This window comes from Sphingomonas vulcanisoli, assembly GCF_011761305.1.
GTDB classification, from domain to species: domain Bacteria; phylum Pseudomonadota; class Alphaproteobacteria; order Sphingomonadales; family Sphingomonadaceae; genus Sphingomonas_I; species Sphingomonas_I vulcanisoli.
On record NZ_JAAOZC010000003.1, the window covers coordinates 209,402 to 231,369 of the forward strand.

30 protein-coding genes are annotated in these 21,968 nt (G+C 65.3%); 10 read left to right on the forward strand and 20 right to left on the reverse strand.

The window, feature by feature from the left end; genetic code table 11:
* Positions 1-8 precede the first annotated feature (8 nt).
* From pgmG to FHS31_RS07670, 3 genes are read right to left on the reverse strand one after another with little or no spacing between them, the layout of a single operon-like run.
* Positions 9-1,391: a phosphoglucomutase/phosphomannomutase PgmG gene (pgmG, locus tag FHS31_RS07660; RefSeq protein WP_167072776.1), complete on the reverse strand. Its 1,383-nt coding sequence runs from the start codon at positions 1,389-1,391 to the stop codon at positions 9-11.
* Between the two features lie 42 nt (positions 1,392-1,433).
* Positions 1,434-1,829, reverse strand: a complete 396-nt coding sequence (locus FHS31_RS07665) for a J domain-containing protein (RefSeq protein ID WP_167072777.1) — start codon at positions 1,827-1,829, stop codon at positions 1,434-1,436.
* Positions 1,826-2,623 carry a division plane positioning ATPase MipZ gene (locus tag FHS31_RS07670; protein ID WP_167072778.1) on the reverse strand — a complete coding sequence of 266 codons (798 nt, stop codon included), beginning with the start codon at positions 2,621-2,623 and terminating at the stop codon, positions 1,826-1,828. Before FHS31_RS07670 ends, FHS31_RS07665 begins: the two co-directional genes overlap by 4 nt.
* A gap of 144 nt (positions 2,624-2,767) precedes the next feature.
* Here FHS31_RS07670 and FHS31_RS07675 point away from each other — a divergent pair, with 144 nt between their 5' ends.
* The gene (locus FHS31_RS07675) at positions 2,768-3,046 is read left to right on the forward strand and encodes a hypothetical protein (RefSeq protein ID WP_167072779.1); all 279 of its coding nucleotides are present in this window, start codon (positions 2,768-2,770) and stop codon (positions 3,044-3,046) included.
* 36 nt (positions 3,047-3,082) lie between these two features.
* On the opposite strand, the gene FHS31_RS07680 is transcribed toward FHS31_RS07675, so the two are convergent.
* From FHS31_RS07680 to FHS31_RS07700, 5 genes are all read right to left on the reverse strand, one after another.
* Positions 3,083-3,337: a hypothetical protein gene (locus FHS31_RS07680; protein ID WP_167072780.1), complete on the reverse strand. Its 255-nt coding sequence runs from the start codon at positions 3,335-3,337 to the stop codon at positions 3,083-3,085.
* Between the two features lie 7 nt (positions 3,338-3,344).
* Positions 3,345-4,478 (reverse strand): GNAT family N-acetyltransferase, encoded by a 1,134-nt coding sequence (locus tag FHS31_RS07685; protein ID WP_167072781.1) that lies wholly within the window; start codon positions 4,476-4,478, stop codon positions 3,345-3,347.
* A 145-nt stretch (positions 4,479-4,623) separates the two neighbouring features.
* Positions 4,624-5,082 (reverse strand): RidA family protein, encoded by a 459-nt coding sequence (locus FHS31_RS07690; protein ID WP_167072782.1) that lies wholly within the window; start codon positions 5,080-5,082, stop codon positions 4,624-4,626.
* Positions 5,083-5,112: 30 nt separating this feature from the next.
* The gene (locus FHS31_RS07695; RefSeq protein ID WP_167072783.1) at positions 5,113-5,745 is read right to left on the reverse strand and encodes an HAD family hydrolase; all 633 of its coding nucleotides are present in this window, start codon (positions 5,743-5,745) and stop codon (positions 5,113-5,115) included.
* On the reverse strand, positions 5,742-6,032 hold the full coding sequence (locus FHS31_RS07700; protein ID WP_167072784.1) for a DUF3572 family protein: 291 nt from the start codon (positions 6,030-6,032) through the stop codon (positions 5,742-5,744). The genes FHS31_RS07695 and FHS31_RS07700 overlap by 4 nt, the downstream gene beginning before the upstream one ends.
* 30 nt (positions 6,033-6,062) lie before the next feature.
* On the opposite strand from FHS31_RS07700, the gene FHS31_RS07705 reads away from it, so the two are divergent.
* Positions 6,063-6,431 carry a response regulator gene (locus FHS31_RS07705; RefSeq protein ID WP_341786314.1) on the forward strand — a complete coding sequence of 123 codons (369 nt, stop codon included), beginning with the start codon at positions 6,063-6,065 and terminating at the stop codon, positions 6,429-6,431.
* Between the two features lie 6 nt (positions 6,432-6,437).
* Here FHS31_RS07705 and FHS31_RS07710 read toward each other — a convergent pair whose 3' ends face one another.
* The 7 genes from FHS31_RS07710 to FHS31_RS07740 form a co-directional block, all read right to left on the reverse strand.
* A complete protein-coding gene (locus FHS31_RS07710) occupies positions 6,438-6,686 on the reverse strand; it encodes a DUF6356 family protein (protein ID WP_167072786.1) in 249 nt (82 codons plus the stop codon).
* A gap of 91 nt (positions 6,687-6,777) precedes the next feature.
* Positions 6,778-7,197 (reverse strand): 6,7-dimethyl-8-ribityllumazine synthase, encoded by a 420-nt coding sequence (ribH, locus tag FHS31_RS07715; protein WP_167072787.1) that lies wholly within the window; start codon positions 7,195-7,197, stop codon positions 6,778-6,780.
* The gene (gene ribB / locus FHS31_RS07720; protein WP_167072788.1) at positions 7,197-8,330 is read right to left on the reverse strand and encodes a 3,4-dihydroxy-2-butanone-4-phosphate synthase; all 1,134 of its coding nucleotides are present in this window, start codon (positions 8,328-8,330) and stop codon (positions 7,197-7,199) included. Before ribB ends, ribH begins: the two co-directional genes overlap by 1 nt.
* On the reverse strand, positions 8,314-8,931 hold the full coding sequence (locus FHS31_RS07725; protein WP_167072789.1) for a riboflavin synthase: 618 nt from the start codon (positions 8,929-8,931) through the stop codon (positions 8,314-8,316). The genes ribB and FHS31_RS07725 overlap by 17 nt, the downstream gene beginning before the upstream one ends.
* 7 nt (positions 8,932-8,938) lie before the next feature.
* A complete protein-coding gene (ribD, locus tag FHS31_RS07730) occupies positions 8,939-9,961 on the reverse strand; it encodes a bifunctional diaminohydroxyphosphoribosylaminopyrimidine deaminase/5-amino-6-(5-phosphoribosylamino)uracil reductase RibD (RefSeq protein ID WP_167072992.1) in 1,023 nt (340 codons plus the stop codon).
* A 14-nt stretch (positions 9,962-9,975) separates the two neighbouring features.
* Positions 9,976-10,308 (reverse strand): hypothetical protein, encoded by a 333-nt coding sequence (locus FHS31_RS07735; RefSeq protein WP_167072790.1) that lies wholly within the window; start codon positions 10,306-10,308, stop codon positions 9,976-9,978.
* Positions 10,309-10,353: 45 nt separating this feature from the next.
* Complete coding sequence (locus tag FHS31_RS07740; protein ID WP_167072791.1) at positions 10,354-11,727, reverse strand: glutamate--cysteine ligase; 1,374 nt, start codon at positions 11,725-11,727, stop codon at positions 10,354-10,356.
* A gap of 304 nt (positions 11,728-12,031) precedes the next feature.
* Here FHS31_RS07740 and FHS31_RS16790 point away from each other — a divergent pair, with 304 nt between their 5' ends.
* Entirely contained in the window at positions 12,032-12,313 is a 282-nt protein-coding gene (locus FHS31_RS16790) for a CcdB family protein (protein WP_425057210.1), read from the forward strand.
* Positions 12,314-12,316: 3 nt separating this feature from the next.
* On the opposite strand, the gene FHS31_RS07750 is transcribed toward FHS31_RS16790, so the two are convergent.
* Entirely contained in the window at positions 12,317-13,057 is a 741-nt protein-coding gene (locus FHS31_RS07750) for a 16S rRNA (uracil(1498)-N(3))-methyltransferase (RefSeq protein ID WP_167072994.1), read from the reverse strand.
* A complete protein-coding gene (locus FHS31_RS07755) occupies positions 13,054-13,515 on the reverse strand; it encodes an EF-hand domain-containing protein (protein WP_167072792.1) in 462 nt (153 codons plus the stop codon). Before FHS31_RS07755 ends, FHS31_RS07750 begins: the two co-directional genes overlap by 4 nt.
* A gap of 116 nt (positions 13,516-13,631) precedes the next feature.
* Between FHS31_RS07755 and ubiA the strand changes: the two genes are divergently transcribed.
* The 3 genes from ubiA to FHS31_RS07770 all read left to right on the forward strand — a co-directional run bounded on the left by ubiA (position 13,632) and on the right by FHS31_RS07770 (position 16,874).
* Positions 13,632-14,549 (forward strand): 4-hydroxybenzoate octaprenyltransferase, encoded by a 918-nt coding sequence (ubiA, locus tag FHS31_RS07760; protein ID WP_167072793.1) that lies wholly within the window; start codon positions 13,632-13,634, stop codon positions 14,547-14,549.
* Positions 14,550-14,575: 26 nt separating this feature from the next.
* Entirely contained in the window at positions 14,576-15,922 is a 1,347-nt protein-coding gene (locus FHS31_RS07765) for a TldD/PmbA family protein (protein WP_167072794.1), read from the forward strand.
* 160 nt (positions 15,923-16,082) lie between these two features.
* On the forward strand, positions 16,083-16,874 hold the full coding sequence (locus FHS31_RS07770; RefSeq protein WP_425057206.1) for a 3'(2'),5'-bisphosphate nucleotidase CysQ: 792 nt from the start codon (positions 16,083-16,085) through the stop codon (positions 16,872-16,874).
* Positions 16,875-16,885: 11 nt separating this feature from the next.
* On the opposite strand, the gene FHS31_RS07775 is transcribed toward FHS31_RS07770, so the two are convergent.
* Positions 16,886-17,305: a TIGR02281 family clan AA aspartic protease gene (locus tag FHS31_RS07775; RefSeq protein ID WP_167072795.1), complete on the reverse strand. Its 420-nt coding sequence runs from the start codon at positions 17,303-17,305 to the stop codon at positions 16,886-16,888.
* Between the two features lie 556 nt (positions 17,306-17,861).
* Here FHS31_RS07775 and FHS31_RS07780 point away from each other — a divergent pair.
* Positions 17,862-18,068 carry a cold-shock protein gene (locus tag FHS31_RS07780; RefSeq protein ID WP_167072796.1) on the forward strand — a complete coding sequence of 69 codons (207 nt, stop codon included), beginning with the start codon at positions 17,862-17,864 and terminating at the stop codon, positions 18,066-18,068.
* A gap of 67 nt (positions 18,069-18,135) precedes the next feature.
* Complete coding sequence (locus tag FHS31_RS07785) at positions 18,136-18,345, forward strand: hypothetical protein (RefSeq protein ID WP_167072797.1); 210 nt, start codon at positions 18,136-18,138, stop codon at positions 18,343-18,345.
* A 6-nt stretch (positions 18,346-18,351) separates the two neighbouring features.
* On the opposite strand, the gene FHS31_RS07790 is transcribed toward FHS31_RS07785, so the two are convergent.
* Both FHS31_RS07790 and FHS31_RS07795 read right to left on the reverse strand, forming a co-directional pair.
* On the reverse strand, positions 18,352-18,780 hold the full coding sequence (locus FHS31_RS07790) for a CoA-binding protein (protein ID WP_167072798.1): 429 nt from the start codon (positions 18,778-18,780) through the stop codon (positions 18,352-18,354).
* 152 nt (positions 18,781-18,932) lie between these two features.
* Positions 18,933-19,871 carry an Mrp/NBP35 family ATP-binding protein gene (locus tag FHS31_RS07795; protein WP_167072799.1) on the reverse strand — a complete coding sequence of 313 codons (939 nt, stop codon included), beginning with the start codon at positions 19,869-19,871 and terminating at the stop codon, positions 18,933-18,935.
* Between the two features lie 220 nt (positions 19,872-20,091).
* On the opposite strand from FHS31_RS07795, the gene hflK reads away from it, so the two are divergent.
* Positions 20,092-21,063, forward strand: coding sequence for an FtsH protease activity modulator HflK (gene hflK, locus FHS31_RS07800; protein WP_243843339.1), 972 nt, complete (start codon positions 20,092-20,094; stop codon positions 21,061-21,063).
* On the forward strand, positions 21,060-21,932 hold the full coding sequence (gene hflC, locus FHS31_RS07805) for a protease modulator HflC (protein WP_167072801.1): 873 nt from the start codon (positions 21,060-21,062) through the stop codon (positions 21,930-21,932). The genes hflK and hflC overlap by 4 nt, the downstream gene beginning before the upstream one ends.
* Positions 21,933-21,968: the final 36 nt, after the last annotated feature.

The following is a 21,968-nucleotide window of genomic DNA, read 5'->3' on the forward strand; positions in this document are numbered from 1 at the left end:
TCTGCGGATCAATGGCCCGCTTGCGGTCCACGCTCCAGACCGGAAAGCGCGAGCTGCTCGTCGATCTGGCCGAGCAGGCGATCGAGGCCGGCCTGGTCCTTGGCTTCGGCGCGGGCGACCAGCACGTCCTGCGTGTTCGATGCGCGGAGCAGCCACCAGCCGTCAGGGGTGTTGACGCGCGCGCCATCGGTGGCGTTGACCTCGGCGTCGGTCTTGGACAGCCGCTCCAGCACTTCTTCGACCACCGCGAACTTGCGGCTCTCGTCAACCTGGAAACGCATCTCGGGCGTGTTGACCAAAGCGGGCATCGCGCTTTTGAGATTTGTCAGCGATCCGCCGAGCATGTGGATCGAGGAGATGAAGCGCACCGCCGAATAGATGGCATCATCGAAACCATACCATTCATGCTTGAAGAAGATATGGCCCGACATTTCCCCCGCCAGCGGCGAATGGGTTTCGGCCATCTTGGTCTTGATGAGCGAGTGGCCGGTCTTCCACATCAAAGGTTCGCCACCCAGTTCCTTGACGCGATCGAACAGCGCCTGGCTGGCCTTGACGTCGGCGATGATCGTGCCGCCGGGGACGGCCTTGAGCACCGGCTCGGCGAGGATCGAGAGGATCTGATCGCCCCACACCACCCGGCCCTGTCCGTCGATCGCACCGATACGATCGGCGTCGCCATCGAAGGCGATACCGAAATCGAGGTTCTTTTCGGCGACGAGCTTCTTGAGATCCTCGAGGTTCTTTTCCTCGGTGGGATCGGGATGGTGGTGGGGGAAGGTGCCGTCGATCTCGGCGTAGAGGACGTGATGCTCGCCGGGCAGCTTCTTGACGAGCTTCTCCAGGATGCGGCCGCCCGCGCCATTGCCATTGTCCCAGCCGATGCGGAAGGTGCCGCCGGCATAACCCGCCATCAGCCGATCGACGTAGATATCCTCGATATCATAATCGGTGACGCTGCCTTCGCCCTCTTCCCAATTGCCCTCCTCGGCCATCCGCCCGATCGACTGGATATCGTCGCCGAAGAAGGGCTTGTGCTGGAGGACCATCTTGAAGCCGTTGTAATCGGCCGGATTGTGGCTGCCGGTGATCTGGATGCCGCCGTCCACCTCCAACGTCGCCTCGGCGAAATAGAGCTGCGGGGTGGGGCCAAGGCCGGTTCGGACAACATCGACGCCGGTCTCCAGCAGGCCCTTCAAGAGCGAATCGCGCAAGGATTCGGAGGAGACGCGCCCATCCCAGCCCAGCGCCACGCGCGTGCCGCCCGCGCGCAGCACATGCGTGCCGAAGCCGCGGCCGATCGCATAGGCATCGTCCACGCCCAACGTCTTCCCGACCACCCCGCGGATATCATATTCACGAAGCGAGGTCGGATCGAAACGATGCGTCATGCGGGTCTCCTTGCGGCCGGCAGGACGCCGGCTCGGGTTTGATCAGATGCGGTTGGCGAGCAACGTATCGCGCGCAGCGTTGACCCGCGCGCTGAGGTCGGCCGATCCCCCCGCGTCCGGGTGAACGCGCGCGATCAATCTTCGATGCGCGGCGCGGATCATTTCGGGCGAGGCATCGGAGGGCACGTCGAGCAGGCGGCGCGCTTCCGCGGGGCTCATGGCGATCGTGCGGCCACCGCCGCGCCTAAACCATAGCCACCAGCCCGCGCCGCCGATCGCGAGCAGCGCGGGCAAGGTTTCGGATTTGCGGAACAGCGCCAGGCCGACGATCGCCGCGACCACGGCGGCGACATCGCCGAAGCGCATCGCCTGCTCGTCGCGCGTCTTCCACGCCCAATAGCCGATCGCGGCGGCAGCGATGAGGACGAGGCCGATCATGCGGCTTTTGCCGCTTCCGCATCGCCGGGGAGCTGGAGGCCCGCGATCAGCTCGCGCAGTTCCTGCCGCGCGGCGATGTGGCCGAGGCCGGCATCCTGACCGATCGCGCCGAGGTCCAGCAATGTCAGGCCCTTGGGGAAGAGCTCGCGATAGATCACGCGCTCGGAAAGGCCGGGGATGATACGGAAGCCGACGCGCTTGGAAAGCTCGACCAGCGCCGCAGCCACGCGGCGCATGTTGCGCGCTTCGAGATGCTGGAGGCGGTTGCGCAGCACGATCCAGTCGACCGTCGCGCCATCGCGCTTGCCGCGCGCCTTGCGGGCATCCCACACCAGCTCGGCATAGAAGCTCGGCCGCGTCACCTTGAAGGTCTCGGGATGGACCTGCCCGATCAGATCCAGATCGACGAAACTGTCGTTGATCGGGGTGACGAGCGTGTCCGCCGTGGAGACGGCGGCGCGGACATAATCATCGTCGCGGCCCGGCGTATCGACGACGAGATAATCCACGCCCTCGGCCAGCGCGGCGAGCTTCTCCTCGATCGGTCCGCTCTTGGCGGGATCATAAGTCTCGTGCGCCACCATCGGCAGCGCGGCTTCCACCGTCTTCTGCATGGCGGCGCGATTGTCGAGGTAACGGCCGAAGGTCCGTTGGCGGGTATCGAGATCGAGCGCGGCGACGCGCTTGCCCGCCGTCGCCAGCGCCACCGCGACGTGGACGGCGCTGGTCGATTTGCCCGATCCGCCCTTTTCATTGGCGAAGACGATCCGATGTGCGGGGCGATGCGCTGCCATGTCAGTATGCGATCCGGTTCATCGGCGGGACTTATGCCAGCCAAAAATTTCGGCGCAACGACTCAAGGACCGAAAAAAATCGTCGTTAACGGGTTCGTAGGCATTCCGGGCAAGGATGTGCGCACGCGAGAAGGAACTTGGGGCATGAGCAGACTTTTGAGCGACAAGGATCAGACGGCCAGCGTGGTGAAGGGCGGCGCCGAAGCCGCGTTCGAATTGGGCATGGCTTATTCGAGCGGATCGGCGGGGATGCCGCTGGATCTGGTGCAGGCGCACCGCTGGCTGAACGTCGCGGCGATCTGCGGCTACAAACCCGCGCAGGAATGGCGCGCCGAAATCGCGACCGAGATGTCCGGCGGCGAAGTCGTCGAGGCGCAGAAGCTGGCGCGGGCTACGTTGCAGGTGGTTCGCGCGGCGGCTTGAGCCGTATTTAACACCAGGTTTGAGAAGGGCGCTGGCTTAGCTATCATTGCGAGACTTCGGCGGCCGCAAGAGGCTGATTCCTGCAAGACCAAAAATTGCTCCAATGCCGCCAAAGTAAATGCTGTCGGTGATTATGCTGGAGTTACTTGCAGGCAATCCCGTGGCTTTGTTTTTAATCTCGAAGCCGAAGAAAAAGTGAGCCACAAGTTCTGCGATCGTGGCGACGATCATAGCTGAGCCAATAAGCAAAAGAATTTGGGCCGATCGGCGTGTCGATTTAGGTTTCGTCATCAGCCGCTCACTCCCCCTTCCGATACGGCCCATAATCCTCCAGCGCATCGATCTCGCGCGCGATCGCGGCTCTCTCCGCTTCCAAATAGTCGGCGACGGCGCGGCGGAAGCTGGGGTTGGGGATGAAGTGGGCGGACCAGGTCGGGGTCGGTTCATAGCCGCGCGCGAGTTTGTGTTCGCCCTGCGCGCCGGCCTCGACGCGGCCGAGGCCGTGGGCGATGGCGTAATCGATCGCCTGATAATAGCAGAGCTCGAAATGGAGGAAGGGCACTTCCTCGGTGCAGCCCCAATAGCGGCCGTAGAGCGTATCGCTGCCGACCAGATTGAGCGCGCCGGCGATTGCGCGGCCATCGCGGATTGCCAGCATCAGCACCACCTTATCGCCCAGCCGCTCGCCCAGCAGCGTGAAGAAGGATCGGCGCAGATAGGGCGTGCCCCACTTTCGCTGCCCGGTATCCTGATAGAAGATCCAGAACGCATCCCAATGCGCCTCGGTGATTTCGGCGCCGGTGAGGTGGAGGAAGGTCAGCCCTTCGCGCGCGGCGGCACGTTCCTTGCGGATCGCCTTGCGCTTGCGGCTGGCGAGCGCGCCGAGGAAGTCGTCGAAGTTTCCATAGCCACGATTGGGCCAGTGGAATTGCTTGTCGGTGCGGATCAGCCAGCCCGCCGCCTCGAACAGCGGGATTTGCTCAGGCGCGACGAAGGTGGCGTGCGCGGACGAGAGGCCGTGCTGCTCCACCACCGCCTCGGCGGCGGCGATCAGCGGCGCGGCGAGCGATTCGTCCTTCAGCAGCAGGCGCGGGCCGGGGACGGGGGAGAAGGGGACGCAGATCTGCAGCTTGGGATAATACTCCCCGCCCGCGCGCGTCCAGGCGTCCGCCCAGCCATGATCGAAGACATATTCGCCCCGGCTATGGCTCTTGGAATAAGCGGGGAGGAGTGCTGCGGGGTGGCCGTCCGCGCCATCGATCGCGATCGGGATGGGTTGCCAGCCGGTGCGGGCGGTGGCGCTGCCCGATTCTTCCAGCGCGGCGAGAAAGGCGTGGGAAACGAAGGGATTGTCCGTGCCCGCGCAGGCATCCCAATCGGCGGCGGTGAAGGAGCTGACGCCCTGGCCGAGGCGGGCGACAAGGTCAGTCATAAGCGCGTCCCCCTCCCTGTAAGGGAGGGGTTAGAGGTGGGTGGCTCACTCTTGATGCCGTCCGCTTCTGATCGACCCACCCCCAGCCCCTCCCTTTCAGGGAGGGGAGCAAAGCGAGCGAAGCGGAGCGCACGGGCGGTTACTCTTACGCCTTGATCGCCACCACCGCATCGACCTCGACCACCGCGCCCAAGGGCAGCACCGGTACGCCGACCGCGCTTCTGGCATGCTTGCCGGCATCGCCGAACACCGCGACCATCAGCTCCGATGCGCCATTGGCCACCTTGGGCTGCGCGGTGAAGGTCGCCGCCGAGTTCACGAAGACGCCGAGCTTGACGATCCGTTCGACCCGATCGAGCGAGCCCAGCGCCTTCTTGATCTGCGCGAGCAGCATCAGCCCGCACTTTTCGGCGGCCTGCGCGCCATAGGCCTCATCACGATCCTCGCCGCAGCGGCCAGCCATCAGCTGGCCATCGAGGAAGGGAAGCTGGCCCGAGACGTGCAGCAGGCCACCCGCCTCGACGGCGGGGACATAGGCCGCGACCGGGGCGGCGGCTTCGGGGAGGGTGTGGCCGAGTTCGGCGAGGCGATCGTCAATGCTCATAGTGCTACCTTGTATCCGTGCGTGATGGCGTCAAGCCGTGAGCGGTTGCCCTGCGAACCGTGCGAGCAGCCAATTCTGCGCCTCGGCCCAGTCATCGATCCGGGCGTGGGCGGCGGGAGCAGGGGGCACGTCGACCGCGATCGAGGGTTCGGAGACCATGTGGAGGCGGAACACCTCGGGCGCCGCCTCGGCCACCGATGCGTGGTGCCAGCCGAGATCATCGACGAAGCAGGCGATGTTCGGGCGATATTCGTCGAGCAGCGCGCGCACCGCCGCACCCTTGGGCCCATGTCCATTGCACACGACGCGATGATCGATGCCGAGCGCGGCGAGCTGGCCCGATCGGCCTTCGAGATTATGCTCGCCGAGATTGGTGAGGATCACGACATCGGCGACCTCGGCGATGCGCGAGATCGCCTGCGCTGCGTGCGGCACGAGCGTCTGGCGCGCCATCTCGGTCTTGAAGAAACCATCGAGCAGCGGCCAGACGCGCTCGGGCTTCAGCACCTCGCCATTGTGCTGGTGGCGCAGCGCCTCTGCGAACTGGCTGCCGACCGGCTTGAAATCGATCGCGTGCGCCTCCGCCAGCCAGTCGCCGAAATGGCGCACCATATGGAGCAGCACCTCATCGCAATCGGTGATCAGCAGCGGGCGCCCGATCATGCCAGTCCCCGGCCCGCAGCGACGAGATCGGCGGGCGCCACGCCCAGCGCGTCGGCGCAGGCGATCAGATCAGGTTCATATCCTTCGAGATAGCCGATGACGGCAGCCAGCAAGGCGGGATCGGTGGCGCGGGCGCGCAGATCATCGGGGGTGAGCCCGGTCAGTGCCAGCAGCCGATCGGCGCGCGCAGGTTCGGAGACCGCCCAGCCGAGCGCGCCCAGGGCAATCGTGAAGGCATCGGCACTTTGGCCCTGCCGTGCGTTTGATGCGATAAACGGGCCGGCCATTCGCGCTGCCTAGTGGAGGTTGATGGTGTCGTGAAGAAGGTATTGGTCGTCGAGGACAATGAGCTCAACTCGAAGCTGTTCTGCGATCTTCTCCGCGCCCACGATTATCAGACGGAAGCGGTGCGCGATGGCAGAGAAGTGCTGGATCGCGCCCGCGCCTTCGGTCCCGATGTCATCATCATGGATATCCAGCTTCCCCACGTCAGCGGTCTGGAGCTGATCGAGCAGATCAAGGCCGATGCGATGCTAAGCGCCACGCCGATCATGGCGGTAACGGCCTATGCCACCAAGGAGGATGAGGACAAGATCCGCGCCGCGGGAGCGGAGGCTTATGTCGCCAAGCCCGTGCCGGTGGCGCGGTTCGTTGCGACGGTGGATAGGTTGGCACACCGCGAGTGAGTCGGCTCAAATATCCCAGGTCAGCGCTGCCCCGTTGAGCTCGGCCTCGGTCGGTGTGCGACCCTTGAGTTCCGCGTTGAGGCCGAAGATCGTGCGGCTACCGGTGCGTTCGTGCAGCTTTGGGAAGACGGCATGGACGATGCACGCCAGCCCGCCGCCGATCAGCCGCATGCCGATCCGGCTGGCGAATCGGAAATGCTCGAAATAGGTCTCGTTGACCGAGCGGGGATGCGAGAGGAACAGGCGGTCGATCATCGGGGTCTCCGGTAGGGAGGATAACCGCCGATTGCCGGAGAATCCAGCGACACCGCTTTCTAGCCCCTCCCTTTAGGGGAGGGGCTTACTGTCAGCCAAACCGCCCCTTGAGCTCCAGCATCGCGATCGCTGCCTTGGCGGCTTCGCCGCCCTTGTCCTTCTCGGTCGGCCGGGCGCGGGTGAGGGCCTGGGCTTCGTTCTCCACGGTCAAGATGCCGTTGCCGATCGCGAGACCATCGAGGCTCAGCGCCATCAGGCCGCGCGCGCTTTCGCCGGCGACAATTTCGAAATGATAGGTTTCGCCGCGGATCACCACGCCGATCGCGACATAAGCATCATAGCGTCCGCTTTCGGCTGCCAGCGCCACCGCGCCGGGGATTTCGAGTGCGCCCGGTACGGTGATGGTTTCGTGGCTGTGCCCCGCCGCCTCGATCGCGGAGCGGGCACCCTGTAGCAGCAGGTCGTTGAGATGGTCGTAGAAGCGGGCTTCGACGATGAGGAATTTGGCCATCAGTCCGCCTCGCCTTCGATCGCCCGCTCGGCGACGATGTTGAGGCCGTAGCCGTCGAGCGCCACCAGAGTATGGTGCGAATTGGTGAGCAGGATCATATCGTGAATGCCCAGCTCGGCAAGGATCTGCGCGCCGACGCCATAATCGCGCAGTTCGTGCATGTCGGCATTGCCTGCGCCGGCCATGCGCAGCACCGCATCCGTGAGCGTGCCGACTCGTTCGAGCAGCACGACGACGCCCGCGCCCTCCGCGGCGATCGTCTGCATCGATCGGGCAAGCAGGCCGTTGCGCGGGCCGGAATCGCCGAAGACATCGCCGAAGACATTGATCGCATGCATCCGGACCAGGGTCGGCTTGTCCGGATCTATCCGCCCTTTGACGAGTGCCACCGAATCGGTGCCCGCCGCCTTGTTGCGGAAGCTGATGACCTTCCAGTCGCCGCCCCACACGCTCCTGAAGCTGGTTTCGGCGGTCTTTTCGACATTGTGATCGTGGCGGCGGCGATAGGCGATCAGATCGCGGATCGTGCCGATCTTGAGGTTGTGGAGCTGCGCGAAACTGACGAGATCATCGAGGCGGGCCATCGTCCCGTCCTCCTTCATGATCTCACAGATCACGCCCGATGCGTTGAGCCCTGCGAGGCGTGAGACATCTACCGCCGCCTCGGTATGCCCGGCGCGAACGAGCACGCCGCCGTTCTTGGCGACGAGGGGGAAGACGTGACCGGGGGTGACGATCTCGTCGCGGCCCTTGGTGCCGTCGATCGCGACGGAGATGGTGCGCGCGCGATCGGCGGCGGAGATGCCCGTGGTGACGCCATGCCGCGCCTCGATCGAGACGGTGAAGGCGGTTTCGTGCCGCGTGCCGTTGGCGCGGCTCATCAGATCGAGCCCGAGCTGATCGACCCGCTCCTTCGAAAGCGCGAGGCAGATCAGGCCCTTGCCGTGCGTCGCCATGAAGTTGATCGCCTGCGGAGTCGCCATCTGCGCGGGGATGATGAGATCGCCCTCATTCTCCCGATCCTCATCGTCGACCAAGATGAACATGCGGCCGTTGCGCGCCTCGTCGATCACCTCCTCGGGTGTCGAGAGGAAGGCGTGGCGTAGGCGCGCCAGTTCAGGCCGGGAGGACATGACGTAACTGCTCCATGCGTCCCAGATAGCGTGCCAGGACATCGATTTCGAGATTGACCGCCTGCCCCACGGCGAGTTGGCCGAGCGTGGTGACGGAGGCGGTATGCGGGATGATGTTGATCGCGAAGTGGACGCCGCCATCGGGCTGATCGGTGACATCGTTGACGGTAAGCGACACGCCATCGATCGTGATCGATCCCTTGGCGGCCAGATAGGGCGCCAGCGCGGCGGGGGCGGCGAAGCCGATGCGCCGCGAATCGCCCTCGGGACAGATGCCGAGCACCGTCGCCACGCCATCGACATGGCCCGTGACGATATGGCCGCCCAGTTCGTCGCCCACCTTGAGCGCGCGTTCAAGATTGAGTGCGCGGCCCGGCTGCCACATCTGCGCGGCGGTACGCGACAGGCTTTCGCCCGAGACGTCGACCGCGAACCAGCCTGCCCCTTTGTCGACCACGGTCAGGCAGACGCCCGAGCAGGCGATCGAGGCGCCGAGATCGACGGTGGCGGTATCATAAGCCGTGCCGATGCGGACGCGCGCATCGCCGCGCTGCTCCACGCTTTCGATGACGCCGACGTCGGTGATGATGCCCGTGAACATGTGGGATTTAGCTCCGGGCGCGCTCGTAGACTTCCAGCCGGTCGCTGCCAAGCATGCGGGTGTCGATCAAGGTCCAGCGCCCATGCGCGGCGGCGAGATCGGTGAGCCCGATGTCTCCGATCGCGGCCTTGCCGTCCCCGATCAGGATGGGCGCGCGGTAGAGGAGAAGGCGATCGACGAGATCGGCGGCGAGGAAAGAGGCGGCTGTTTGGGCGCCGCCTTCGATGAGGAGATCGTTGCAGTCGGGAAGGGCGGCAATGGCCTCCACGCCACTAATCACTTCCCAAACGTCACCCCGGGCTTGTTCCGGGGTCCACCGCACCTCACGCTCCAGAGCTTCGGGATGGGTGGACCCCGGAACAAGTCCGGGGTGACGGGAAGAAAGAAGAATGCGGCGTGACGAGCGATCTTCCAGTCCCGGGAGGCGAACGTCGAGCTTTGGCACATCCGTTTCCCATGTTCCCCGCCCGACCAAAATCCCATCGCATCGCGCCCGCTCCAGATGGGCATGCGCCCGCGCCGCATCACCGGTGATCCAGCGGCTGCTGCCGTCGGGCAGCGCGATCCTGCCATCGAGCGAGGTGGCGAGCTTGAGCGTGACATAGGGCCGCCCGCGCTCGATCCGCGAAAGCCAGCCGGCCATGCTCCGCCCTGCCTCCGCAGCGCAGACTCCTTCCAGCACCTCGATCCCCGCCGCACGGAGCCTCTCGATGCCCCGTCCGCGCGTCCTCACATCGGGATCGCTAAGCGCGATGACCACCCGCGCAGGCTTGGCCGCGGCGATCAGATCGGCGCAGGCGGGGCCGCGCGCACTATCGTGCGCGCAGGGCTCCAGCGTGGCGTAGAGGGTAGAACCGCGCACCTCCGCGCCGGCCTGCTCCAGCGCCATCGCCTCGGCATGGGGGCGCCCGCCCGGCTGTGTCCAGCCGCGCCCGACGACGCAGCCCTCGCGGACGATCACGCAGCCCACATTGGGATTGGGGGTCGATCGCCCGCGCCCGCGCTCGCCAATCGCCAGCGCGGAAGCCATCCAGCCGGTGTCGCTCAGAAACCCCACGCCTTCATCGCATCGTCCACCCGCTGGAAGCTCTTGCGCCGCTCTTCCTTGGCTTTGTGGATCGCGACCATATCGATCTTCTGCTGGGCGATGATCTCAGCGTCCGTCCGATTGGCGCTCCAGTCCGAAACATAGATCGTCTGCGGGCCGGGGCCGATATTGTCGTGGCTGTCGATCACGAACAGCGTGATGATCGCCGAAGTCATCCCGATCGCCATCGCGCCGAAGACCAGCAGATGGCGTCGCGTGCCAGTGAAGACGCCGCGCAGATCGGCGAGCAGCGTCTTGGGCGCAGCGGGGCGGGGGAACCAGGAGGACATGCCCGCAAGATAAGGCGGGTGGCCCGATCTTGCCAGAGCGATGGCTTAGTAGCTCATTGCCTCATAGATGCGGCTGAGGTCGCCGCCCCAATCGCCTTCATAGGCATCGAGCAGGCGCTGCGCGGGCACCTTGCCGCTCGCCACGATTTCGTGAAGCGGCGCGAGGAAGCCCGTCTCGTTATCACCCGCCGCGTTGAGCCGATTGCGCGCCGAGAGCCCGGCGTGGGCGACATCGAGGATCTGTTTGCCGAGTTCCTGAAAGGTCCGCCCGCGCGGGCCCTGCGTCTGCAGGCCGAGCCTCGGCACTTGGTCCCGGATGCGCTGGTGATCCTCGATCGTCCAATGCTTGACCTCGTCCCATGCGGCATCCAGCGCCTGATCATCATACAGCAGGCCCACCCAGAAGGCGGGCAGCGCGCAGATCGTGTTCCACGGGCCGCCGTCGGCACCGCGCATCTCGAGAAAGCTTTTTAGCCGTACTTCCGGGAAAGCCGTGGACAGGTGATCGACCCAATCGGCAATGCGTGGCTTCTCGCCCGGCAGCACCGAAAGCTTGCCTGCCAGGAAATCGCGGAAATCGAGGCCCGAGGCATCGATATAGCCTCCGTTCCGATAGACGAAATACATCGGCACGTTGAGCATGTAATCGGCGTAGCGCTCATAACCGAAGCCGTCTTCATAGACGAAGGGCAGCATGCCGGTGCGGTGCGGATCGGTGTCCGTCCAGATATGGCTGCGGTAGGAGAGGAAGCCATTGGGCTTGCCTTCCTTGAACGGTGAGTTGGCGAACAGCGCGGTGGCGAGCGGCTGCAACGCCAGGCTGACGCGGAATTTCTTCACCATGTCCGCCTCGCTCGAATAATCGAGGTTGGTCTGGATGGTGCAGGTGCGCAGCATCATGTCGAGGCCGAGCGATCCGACGCGCGGCATGTGGCGCAGCATGATTTCGTAGCGACCCTTGGGCATGATCGGCAGCTCTTCGCGCGTCTTGTCCGGCCAGAAGCCGAGCCCCAGGAAACCGATGCCGAGCTTGTCGCCGATTTCCTTGACCTGGGCGAGGTGGCGGTTGGTCTCGTCGCAGGTCTGGTGGAGATTTTCGAGCGGCGCGCCGGAGAGCTCGAACTGGCCCGCAGGCTCAAGGCTGATCGCCCCGTCGGCGCCCGAAAGCGCGATGATATTCTCGCCTTCGTAGACCGGCTCCCAGCCGAACTTCGTGAGGCCGATCATCAGCGCATGGATGCCCCCCTTTTCCTCATAGGACGGCGCGTGATGATCGGATTTCATATACACGAATTTCTCGTGCTCGGTGCCGATCCGCCACCGCTCCTTGGGCTTCTCACCCTTGGCGAACACACCGATCAGGTCTTCGCGGCCCTCGATCAGGGGATCAGGGCCGGTATCAGCGGAGCGCGTCGTCATGAGCGCGCCATTAGCGGGCGGAAAGGTGCGACGCCAGCGGCTTGCATAGACTTAGACGCAAGCTTATTTTGCTATGATGGATGCGCGACCCGCTAATCCCGATGATGCCGACCCGCTTCCTGACGAGGGCCAGGGCGCCTTGCCGCGGCCATATCGCCAGGTGAAAAATGATCCCCATCGCGATGCGCGCTCGGCCGCTTGGCAGGCGGAGAATGCCGGGGCGATTGCCGCGTACAATATTTGGTTTGAAACCGAAGGGCACAAATATCTGCGACGCCCTACCTTCTAAGTGGCTTGGTTGGATGTGTATCGATGGCCGGAGCGCGGCGCGCTGGTTGTAGATTGTCAGGCAGATCTTTTGTCGGCTCTGCCCACGCGCTTTACGATCCCATTGCTGGCAGAGAGTTCGGGGTACGCCTTGGGGCGCCTCAACCCTATGTTGTCGTTTCGGAACAGGAATTTGGTCCTTGTTCCACAGCTCGCGACGACATTGACGATAGCGGAGCTTGGCGAGGTGGTCGGCTCGCTTGTCGCTGACGAATACAGAATCATGGGTGCGATCGACTTTCTCCTCCGCGGTTTCTGACCGCTACCGCCAATCCCCCACGGCCCCCATCCACAGGCTGATAGCTGCCGCGGCCGCCGTATCGGCGCGGAGGATGCGGGGGCCGAGGGTGATGGGTTGGGCGGCCGGGTGGGCACGAATCAAGGCGCGTTCCTCTTCAGTGAAGCCGCCTTCGGGGCCGATCAATATCGCGGCGGGGCCGGGCTTGGCGGCTTGGGGGAGCGGCGCGCCGCCTTGTTCGTCGGCGAATAGGATTGGGCGGGCTTTATCCCAATCGCGCAGTAAGGCGGCGAGCTTCACCGGCTCCGCCAGTTCCGGCAGCGCGGTGCGGTCGCATTGTTCGGCGGCTTCGATCGCGTGGGCGCGGAGGCGATCCATGTTGAGGCGATCGACGATCGTGCGCTGGGTGATTACCGGCTGCAGCCGCGCCACGCCCAGCTCGGTCGCTTTTTCGATCAGCCAATCGATCCGGCCCTTCTTGATCGGTGCGAACAGCAGCCAGAGATCGGGCACCGCCTCCCGTTCGCCGAGCTTGGCGGTGATCGCCAGCGTCAGGCTGCGTTTGCCCGCATCGCGCACCTCGGCCAGCCATTCGCCGGTGACGTCATCGAACAGCCGCACCGGATCGCCGGGTTTGGCGCGCATCACATTGGCGAGATAATTGGCCTGCGCGCCGTCGAGCGTCAGCACCTGTCCGTCCGTGAGTTCGGTCTCGACGAACAGCCGCGGTGTGCTCGCGGGCGGCCAGGCGGGGGTGGCGATCAGCGTCCGACCGCCGCTTTCGGATGGAGCGCATTCATGATCTTGGCCTGCGCCGCCATCCGCTCCGTGGGCGTGACGATGCCGTCGTGATTGGTATCGGCCTCGTCGAAGTCGCGCAGCGTCGCGGCTTTGGCTTCGTCCAGCGAGACCTTGCCGTCATGATTGGTGTCGGCATCGTCCATCATCGCCTTCACCATCGGCGGCACGGTGGTGATCTTGTCGGGCGTGGTGCCCCTCTGCTTGGCGACGACCGCAATCATCTCGTCCATCGTGACGAAGCCATCGTGATTGAGATCGAGGCGGTTGAAGGTTGCCACGGCCAGTGCTTCAGCCTCGGCGCGGGTCTGGCTCGGTCCGGCCTCGATCGAGGCGGCCGGCGCGGGTGGCGGCGGCGCGTCCTGTGCGAAGACCGGCGCAGCCGGGAGGAGGAGCAGGGCGAGAAAGGGGCTGCGGCGCATCATCGTCTCCAGATGTTCGGATGATCCCGAACGCGCGTGGCGGCTAGCCGGACCATGGTGAACCGCGCCCGAATAGCACAGGCTTGTCGGGAGGAGGCAAGCCGGGGCAGGGAGGGCTTATGTCGGCGCCCGCTCCCATCGTCCCAGACAGCGAACATGCCCGGCCGCTGGCGCGATTGCCGGGATTGGCGCGCGATCTGATCCAGCTGGCGCGGCTCGATCGGCCGATCGGCAGCTGGCTGCTGTTCTGGCCAGGGGCCTGGGCGATTGCCCTCGCAGGGGAGGCGGTGCGGCGGTGGGATTTGATCCTGTGGTTCGCGCTGGGTGCGGTGGCGATGCGCGGGGCGGGCTGCGTCTATAACGATATCGTCGATCGCGATCTCGATCGGAAGGTGGAGCGGACCCGGTCTCGGCCGCTGGCGAGCGGACGGCTTACCCGCACGATCGCCTGGGCGTGGCTGATCGCGCTGTGCCTGATCGGCCTGATCGTGTTGCTCCAGCTCAATCGGCCGGCGCAGATCGTGTCGCTGGCCGCGCTCGGGCCGGTCGCGGTCTATCCGTTCATGAAGCGGATCACCTGGTGGCCGCAGGCGTGGCTGGGGATCGTCTTTTCCTGGGCGGCGCTGCCCGGTTGGCCGGCGGCAGCGGGCGGTTTCGGCGCGCCGATGGCCTGGCTCTATGCGGGCAGTATCGCCTGGGTGATCGGCTACGACACTATCTATGCGCTGCAGGACATCGAAGACGATGCGCTGGCTGGGGTGAAGAGCAGCGCGCGGGCGCTGGGCGGCAAGGTGCGGCCGGGCGTGGCGGTTTTTTACCTCATCGCGCTGGCACTGTGGGCGAAGGCTTTGTGGACGGTGCGGCCCGAGGCTCTGGCCCTGGCCGGGCTGGTCCCGATCGCGCTGCACCTGGGCTGGCAGGTGGCGGCGCTGCGGCTCGACGATCCTGCCGATGCGCTCGCCAAGTTCCGCGCCAATCGTTTTGCGGGTCTGCTGATGTTTCTTGCCTGCCTCGTAGTCGGCACCACCTCGACGTGAACGGAGCGCATCCCTAAGTGCTCCGCATGCTTTCCACCGATACCGCGCAATCCCAGGTCGCCGATCTCGTTGCCGCCGCCCGTGCCGCAGGCGCCGATGCCGCCGATGCTGTCTATTTCCGCAACATGTCCACGCAGGTGTCGGTGCGGCTCGGCGAGCTCGAGGATGTCGAGCGATCGGATGGCGAGGAGATCGGGCTGCGCGTCTTCGTCGGCAGGCAATCGGCCAGCGTGTCGTCCTCCAGCCTCTCGAAGGAGGCCGTCGCCGCGATGGTGGAGCGCGCGGTGGCGATGGCGCGCGAGGCGCCCGAGGATGCCTTTGCCGGGCTCGCGCCTGAGGATCGGCTGCTCAAGGGCGATGCGCCCGAGATCGATGCCGACGATGGCGAGGATCCCGCCCCCGATGCGCTGCGGGCCCGCGCGCTGGAGGCGGAGGAGATCGCGCGATCGATTGCGGGTGTTACCAACAGCGAGGGCGCCGGCGCGAGCGCGGGCCGGACGCTGATGGCGCTGGCGACGAGCACCGGCTTCGCGCGCGCCTTCACCTCGACCGGCTATGGCTGCTCGGCGAGTGTAATCGCGGGCGAGGGCGCCGGGATGCAGCGCGACTATGGCTATCATTCGGCGCGCCATCTTGCCGATCTCGAGGCCTCCGAAGCGATCGGGCGGCGTGCAGGCCAGCGGGCGGTCAAGCGGCTCAATCCGGGCAAGCTCGCCTCCGGACCGATGCCGGTGGTGCTCGATCCGCGCGTCGGCACCTCGATGCTCGGCCACCTGACCGGCGCGATCACGGGCGCTTCGATCGCGCGCAAGACGAGCTTCCTGCTCGATCGCGTCGGCACGCCCGTCTTCGCGGAGGGAATCACGATCCGCGACGATCCGCATCGCCCGCGCGGCCTGCGCAGCCGCGGTTTCGATGCCGAGGGGCTGCCGACCGCGCCGCTGGCGCTGATCGACAAGGGTGTCTTGACGACCTGGCTAATGGACAGCGCCTCGGCCCGGCAGCTCGGGCTGAGCCCCACCGGTCATGCCACGCGGGGCGGATCGGGTGCGCCGGGGGCGGGGACGAGCAATCTCTATCTGGAGGCGGGGACGCTTTCGGTGGAGGCGTTGATCGCCGACATCCAGCTCGGCCTCTACGTTACCGAGCTGATCGGCCAGGGCGTCAACGGCATCACCGGTGATTATTCGCGCGGCGCCTCGGGCTTCGCGATCCGCGACGGGCAGATTGCCGAGCCGATCGCTGAGGTGACGATCGCGGGCAATTTGAAGGACATGTTCCTGGCGCTCACCCCCGCGGATGATCTGGAGTTCCGCCGCGCGATGGATGTGCCGACGCTGCGCATCGATGGGATGATGCTTGCGGGGGCGTAGTTGCTTAAGCCCCTCCCTTTCAAGCGAGGGGTTGGGGGTGGGTGCGCGCGTCTGCGCGCCCAAGAGAATCCATCTGTACCGCAAGGCACTGGCAGGGGCATCGAGCCCCTGTCAGCGCACCCTCACCCCTCGCCCCTCCCCACAAGGGGGAGGGGTTTAAGTGGGTCTGGACCCCGCCCTGGTCGCAGCCATCGTCGCCGCGACCCGCGAAGCGGGCGCGCTGGCGCTCCGCCGCAGCGGCGAGGATTACGCGCGGTGGGAAAAGGTGCCGGGCCATCCGGTCTGCGACGTCGATCTGGAGGTGGACCGGTTGCTCGCCGAGCGGCTGCAGGCGATCGATCCCGAGGCAGGCTGGCTCTCCGAAGAGACCGCCGACTCGTCCGATCGCCTCAAGGCGGAGCGCGTCTGGGTCGTCGATCCGATCGATGGCACGCGCGATTTCCTGCGCGGGCGGCCGGGCTGGTGCATTTCGGTGGCGCTGATCGAGCATGGGCTGCCAATCGTCGGCGTACTGGACGCGCCAGCGCGTGATGAGCTGTGGATCGCGGCGAAGGGACAGGGCGCCACCTGCAACGGCGTGGCGCTCAAGACCTCGGACCGCACCGCGCTGCCCGGTTCGCGCGTTCCCGCCGATACCTTGCCGAAGATTGACAGCGATCTTGTCGCCGTTCCCCGTGCCAATTCGATCGCGCTGCGCTGCGCGATGGTGGCGCGCGCCGAGGTCGATCTCTGTGCATCGCTGCGTTGGGGAAACGAATGGGACATCGCCGCCGCCGCGCTGATCGCCGAAGAGGCCGGCGCGATTGTCACGGATGCGCTGGGTGCTCCCGTCCGCTTCAACAAGCCGAGGCCTGACCTGCTGGGCTTGCTCGCCGCGGCGCCCGGCGTTCATGCGGCGGCGGTGGAGCGCCTGGCGGAGCGCGCCCAGGAGGCAGAACGAAAAAGGCCTTGAGCTACCTTCGCTCAGGCGAGCGTCATCACCCCATCCTCGATCGCGAAGCGGCGGAACCGACGCAGCATATCCTGTCCCAACAAGGAGACCCCGCCCTTCCGGCCGAACACCGCCACCTGAACCTGCGAATAGGTTTTGCCCGCGATCGTGAGACTGGCAATATGGACGAACGCAAGTGGTGCGCTGCCGTTCGCGGTCACCAGTTTCTCGCGGTATTGCAAGGTCCGTGGGTCTATACCCAGGCGTCGGGCATCAGACTGTGTGATGATAGTGGTATTGGCGCCGCTATCGACGATAAACCGGATCTTCTGATCGCGGGATTTGGCTTCGGCATAATATAGGCCATCAGGATCCACAGTTATTTGATGGACATTATCCTGCACGTCAATGACGGAAGTATCATGCCACAGATCAGTCGGTGCTTCGATCACGGGACTGACATCATAGATGGAATGATGAGCAGTCGGATACACGGCCAGGGCTGCGCCAACTGCCAAAAGTGTTATAGCAAAGCTACTAGGCATAACGATACATCTCTAAAAGCCGATTACTATAAGCCTCTCTACTGATAACTTTGCCAACACTATAAAGCAGCGGTGGGCATGATCCACAAAAGAGATGCGGACAGCGCTTGTTCCAAGAAAAAATTTCAATCAATAATCACGATTATATGGGTATGTCGGTAACTATTCTTTAAGAATTTTCGGTCACGATAGGCGGGGGTGATTAACGCGGCATAGGGCGCCGATCGTCCGCCAGTCCGCGCACGGATGGGACATTCCGCTGCCCGCCCGCCCAGCAGAAATGGTCTTTGGCCGTACGCTCTATCATTTGGGCGCAACATGGCCTATGCAAGCAGGGCTGACGTCGCTCGCGACGGATATCGGGCCCGCTTTGGCGCCCCCTTTGTCCCTTTCTTGCTCTGCCGAAGCCGGGATGCGCCGCACTTGGCGCATGCCCGTCATACTGGGACAAAGGAACTGACCCATGATTACCGGAACCGTAAAATTCTTCGACAACGCCAAGGGCTATGGCTTCATCGCGCCTGAGGGTGGCGGCCCCGATGCCTTCGTGCATATCTCGGCCGTCGAGCGCGCCGGCATGAGCACGCTCGATAAGGAGCAGCGCGTTTCCTACGAGCTCGAGGCCGACAAGCGCGGCAAGTCCTCTGCGGTGAACCTGCAGTCGGCCTGATCGATCCGGTTCCCCGGCGGACGAGGTCCGCCGGGGAACCACCTTTGCTTTCTCTAGGAGCCCGCTCATGTCGCGCGTCGCCGTTCGCCCTTATCTCGTCGCCAAGGATGAAGAGGGCGCATTCCGCATCACCGTCCGCACCACGCGCTTCAATTCGCAGGGCTATCCCCTGGTCTCGACCGAAATGCTGGGCGACACTTTCCCGACCGCGACCAAGGCGCGCGCCTATCTGCGCGAAACCTATCGCGCCGAAGCGATCGACATCGCCACCAAATAAGCGCGCTCAGGCGATCTTCGGGACGCCGAGCCGCGGGATATCGATCGCCGGGCAGCGGTTCATCACCACCTTGAGCCCCGCTGCCTCGGCCCGTGCCGCGGCCGCCTCGTTGATCACGCCGATCTGCAACCACACCGATTTGGCGCCGGCGGCGATCGCCGCGTCCACCGCTTCGCCCGCAGCGTCGGGACGGCGGAAGATATCCACCATGTCGATCGGCTCCCCGATCTGATCGAGATCGCGCCAGACATATTCGCCGTGGATATGCTCGCCGGTGATCTGCGGATTGACCGGTAGGATGCGATAACCATGATCCTGCAGCACGCGCATCACGCCATAGCTGGGCCGATCCGGCCGATCGGAGGCGCCGATCACGGCGATGGTGCGGGTTTCGGTGAGGAGCTGGCGGATGTCTTCGGCAGACGTGAGGGGCATCGGTCTCTCCTGTTTCGGAGCGCAACGTCTGAGCCGCGGCTTTCGCACCATACTGCCCACGGCCCGTTTGTGCCGAGCGAAGTCGAGGTACATCGCTCGAGCGTCTCGCCTCGCCGCACGTCCCTCGACTACGCTCGGGACGAACGGGAGGCTTAGAGAAGCACCGCCACCTTTTCCGCCAGCAACCGAAACGGCTCAGCATCGGCGCCATCTCCCGCAGCCGGCGGCTCGCCGGCATCGCTCGCGGTGCGGATCGCGATGGTGAGCGGGATGCGGCCGAGGAAGGGGATGCCGCGCGCCGCCGCGTCCGTCTCCGCGCCGCCGCTGCCGAACGGATCGGAGAGCGCACCGCAATGCGGGCAGATATAGCCCGCCATATTCTCGACCAGCCCGATCACCGGCACACCCGCCTGCCCAAACAGATCGATCGCGCGCGCCGCATCGATCAGCGCGAGATCCTGCGGCGTGGAGACGATGATTGCGCCCATCGGCCGATGCTTCTGGATCATTGTCAGCTGCACGTCGCCGGTGCCGGGGGGCAGATCCATGATCAGCAGCTCGGTATCGCCCCAGGCGGCATCGACGAGCTGGGTCAGCGCGCCCGCCGCCATCGGCCCGCGCCACGCGATCGCCTTGCCCGGCTCGACCAACTGCCCGATCGAAAGCAGCGGCACGCCATGGCGCGTGGCGACGGGCAGCAGCTGTTTGTTGTACGCCTCGGGCTTGCCCGGCGCGTCCATCAATTTGGGCTGCGAGGGGCCGTAAATGTCGGCATCGACCAGCCCGACCTTGAGGCCGGTTCGCGCCAGCGCGATGGCGAGATTGGCAGCGACGGTCGATTTGCCGACGCCGCCCTTGCCGCTGGCGATGGCGAGGATGCGGCGCTGCTTGCGTTCGGCGGTGAGGAGGATGCGGGCATCGGCGGGGAGGGCCGCGCGTACCCGGGCTTCGATCGCCTGCTGGTCGCCCGAAGCGAGGCCGCCGACGTCGATCGTCACTTCGGGGCGCTCGCGCTCAATCCGGGCAGATAGCACACGGCCTGCTACCTCGGGGATGCGATCGAGCGCGGTGTTCAGCTCCACTTCGGTCATCTGGAAATCCGCTACAAATCCGTTTGCCCCGAGCCTGTCGAAGGGCTGCCCTTCTTTTGCACGCAGAAGAAGAACAGTGCTTCTACAGGCTCAGCACGAACGGGAGGGGTGTGGAATGCGTGCTAAGCCTTTTCGGCGCGGCAGGCACTGTTTTTCCCGCACGCTGCCCCTATAAGACCGCGCCATGAACACCAATGGGTTGCCGCCTGTCGACGGCGCTATGCTGAACGAGAGTGGGCCGTGGGGCGGCGGTTCGGGCGGGGACGCGGGCGGCAAGCCTGCGCTCGGCAAGGGCCCTTCGGCGATCGACCAGCTCTTGCAGCGCGGACGGACGCGGTTCGGCGGCGGCGGGGGCGGCGGCCCGATTGCCGGCGGCTACGCCGGCTGGATCGTCGCGGCGGTCGTCGTGCTGTGGATGATCGTCACCAGCGTCCACACGATCGGTCCGCAGCAGCGCGGCGTGATCACGCGCTTCGGCAAATATGTCGGCACGCTGCAGCCGGGGCTCGGTATGACCTTCCCCGCGCCGATCGACATGGTGCGCAAGCTGGACGTCGATAATATCCACTCGATCGACATCGACAGCGGCGCGGTGGAGGGCGACGGCGGGCAGAATTTGATGCTCACCGGCGACGAGAATATCATCGATCTCGCTTATTCAGTGCGCTGGAACATCCGCGATCCCGAGCTTTACCTGTTCGAGCTCGCCGATCCCGACGGCACGATCCGCGAAGTCGCCGAAAGCGCGATGCGTGAGGCAGTGTCACGGGTGACGCTCAACGAGGCGATCGGCCCGCAGCGCAGCATCATCGAACAGCGCGTCGCGCAGCGGATGCAGGAATTGCTCGATCAGTATCGCGCCGGCGTCACCATTCAGGGCGTCGCGATCCGCCAGGCCGATCCGCCGACCGAGGTGATGGATGCTTTCAAGGAAGTGTCGGCCGCGCAGCAGCAGGCGCAGAGCTACCTCAACCAGGCGCGCTCCTATGCTATGCAGGTCAGCGCGCGGGCGAGCGGCGAGGCGATCGCCTTCGATCAGGTCTATCAGCAATATAAGCTCGCCCCCGAAGTGACGCGGCGGCGGATGTATTATGAGACGATGGAGAAGGTGCTGGCCAAGAGCGACAAGACGATCGTCGAGGCGCCCGGCGTGACCCCCTATCTCCCCATCCAGACCAAGGCGCCGAAATGATCGAGGCCCTTCGCCGCAACCCGATGCTGTGGGGCGGTCTTGCCGTCATCATCGCTGCGCTGATCCTCAGCACCTTCATCGTCGTGCCCGAGACCAAGCAGGCGCTGATCCTGCGCTTCGGATCGCCGAGCCGCATCGCCAACGGCTATGATTCGCGCGAAGAGTTCGGCCAGACCGGCGCGGGCATCGTCGCGCGCCTGCCCTTTGCCGAGAAGGTGGTGTGGGTCGACAAGCGCGTGCTCGATTTCGATATGGAGCGGCAGGCGGTGCTTTCCACCGATCAGCTGCGCCTCGAAGTCGATGCCTATGCGCGCTTCCGCATCGTCGATCCGGTGCGGATGTTCGTATCGGCGGGCAGCGAGCGGCGCGTGGCCGAGCAGCTCAAGCCGATCCTCGGCTCGGCACTGCGTAACGAGCTCGGCAAGCGGCCCTTCGCCGATCTGCTGAGCCCGGAGCGCAGCGAATTGATGGAGCACATCCGTACCGCCGTGGAGCGTGTCGCCAGGCAATATGGCGCCGAGATCGTCGATGTCCGCATCAAGCGCGCCGATTTGCCCGACGGCACCCCGCTGCAATCGGCGTTCGAACGGATGAAGACCGCGCGCCAGCAGGAGGCGCGATCGATCGAGGCAGAGGGCCGGCGCGAGGCGCAGATCATCACGGGGCAGGCCGATGCCAACGCCGCCAAGGTCTATGCGGACAGCTTCGGCAAGGATCCGGGCTTCTACGATTTCTATCGGGCGATGCAGTCCTACCGCTACACGTTCGGCACCGACGATGCGCAGCCGCGCGGCGAATCGCAGATCATCCTTTCGCCGGACAGCGAATATCTCCACCAGTTCAAGGGCCTTGCAAAGCAGGAGCATTGAACCGGGCGCGTTCAATGATCGTTCAGCCCGCGATTG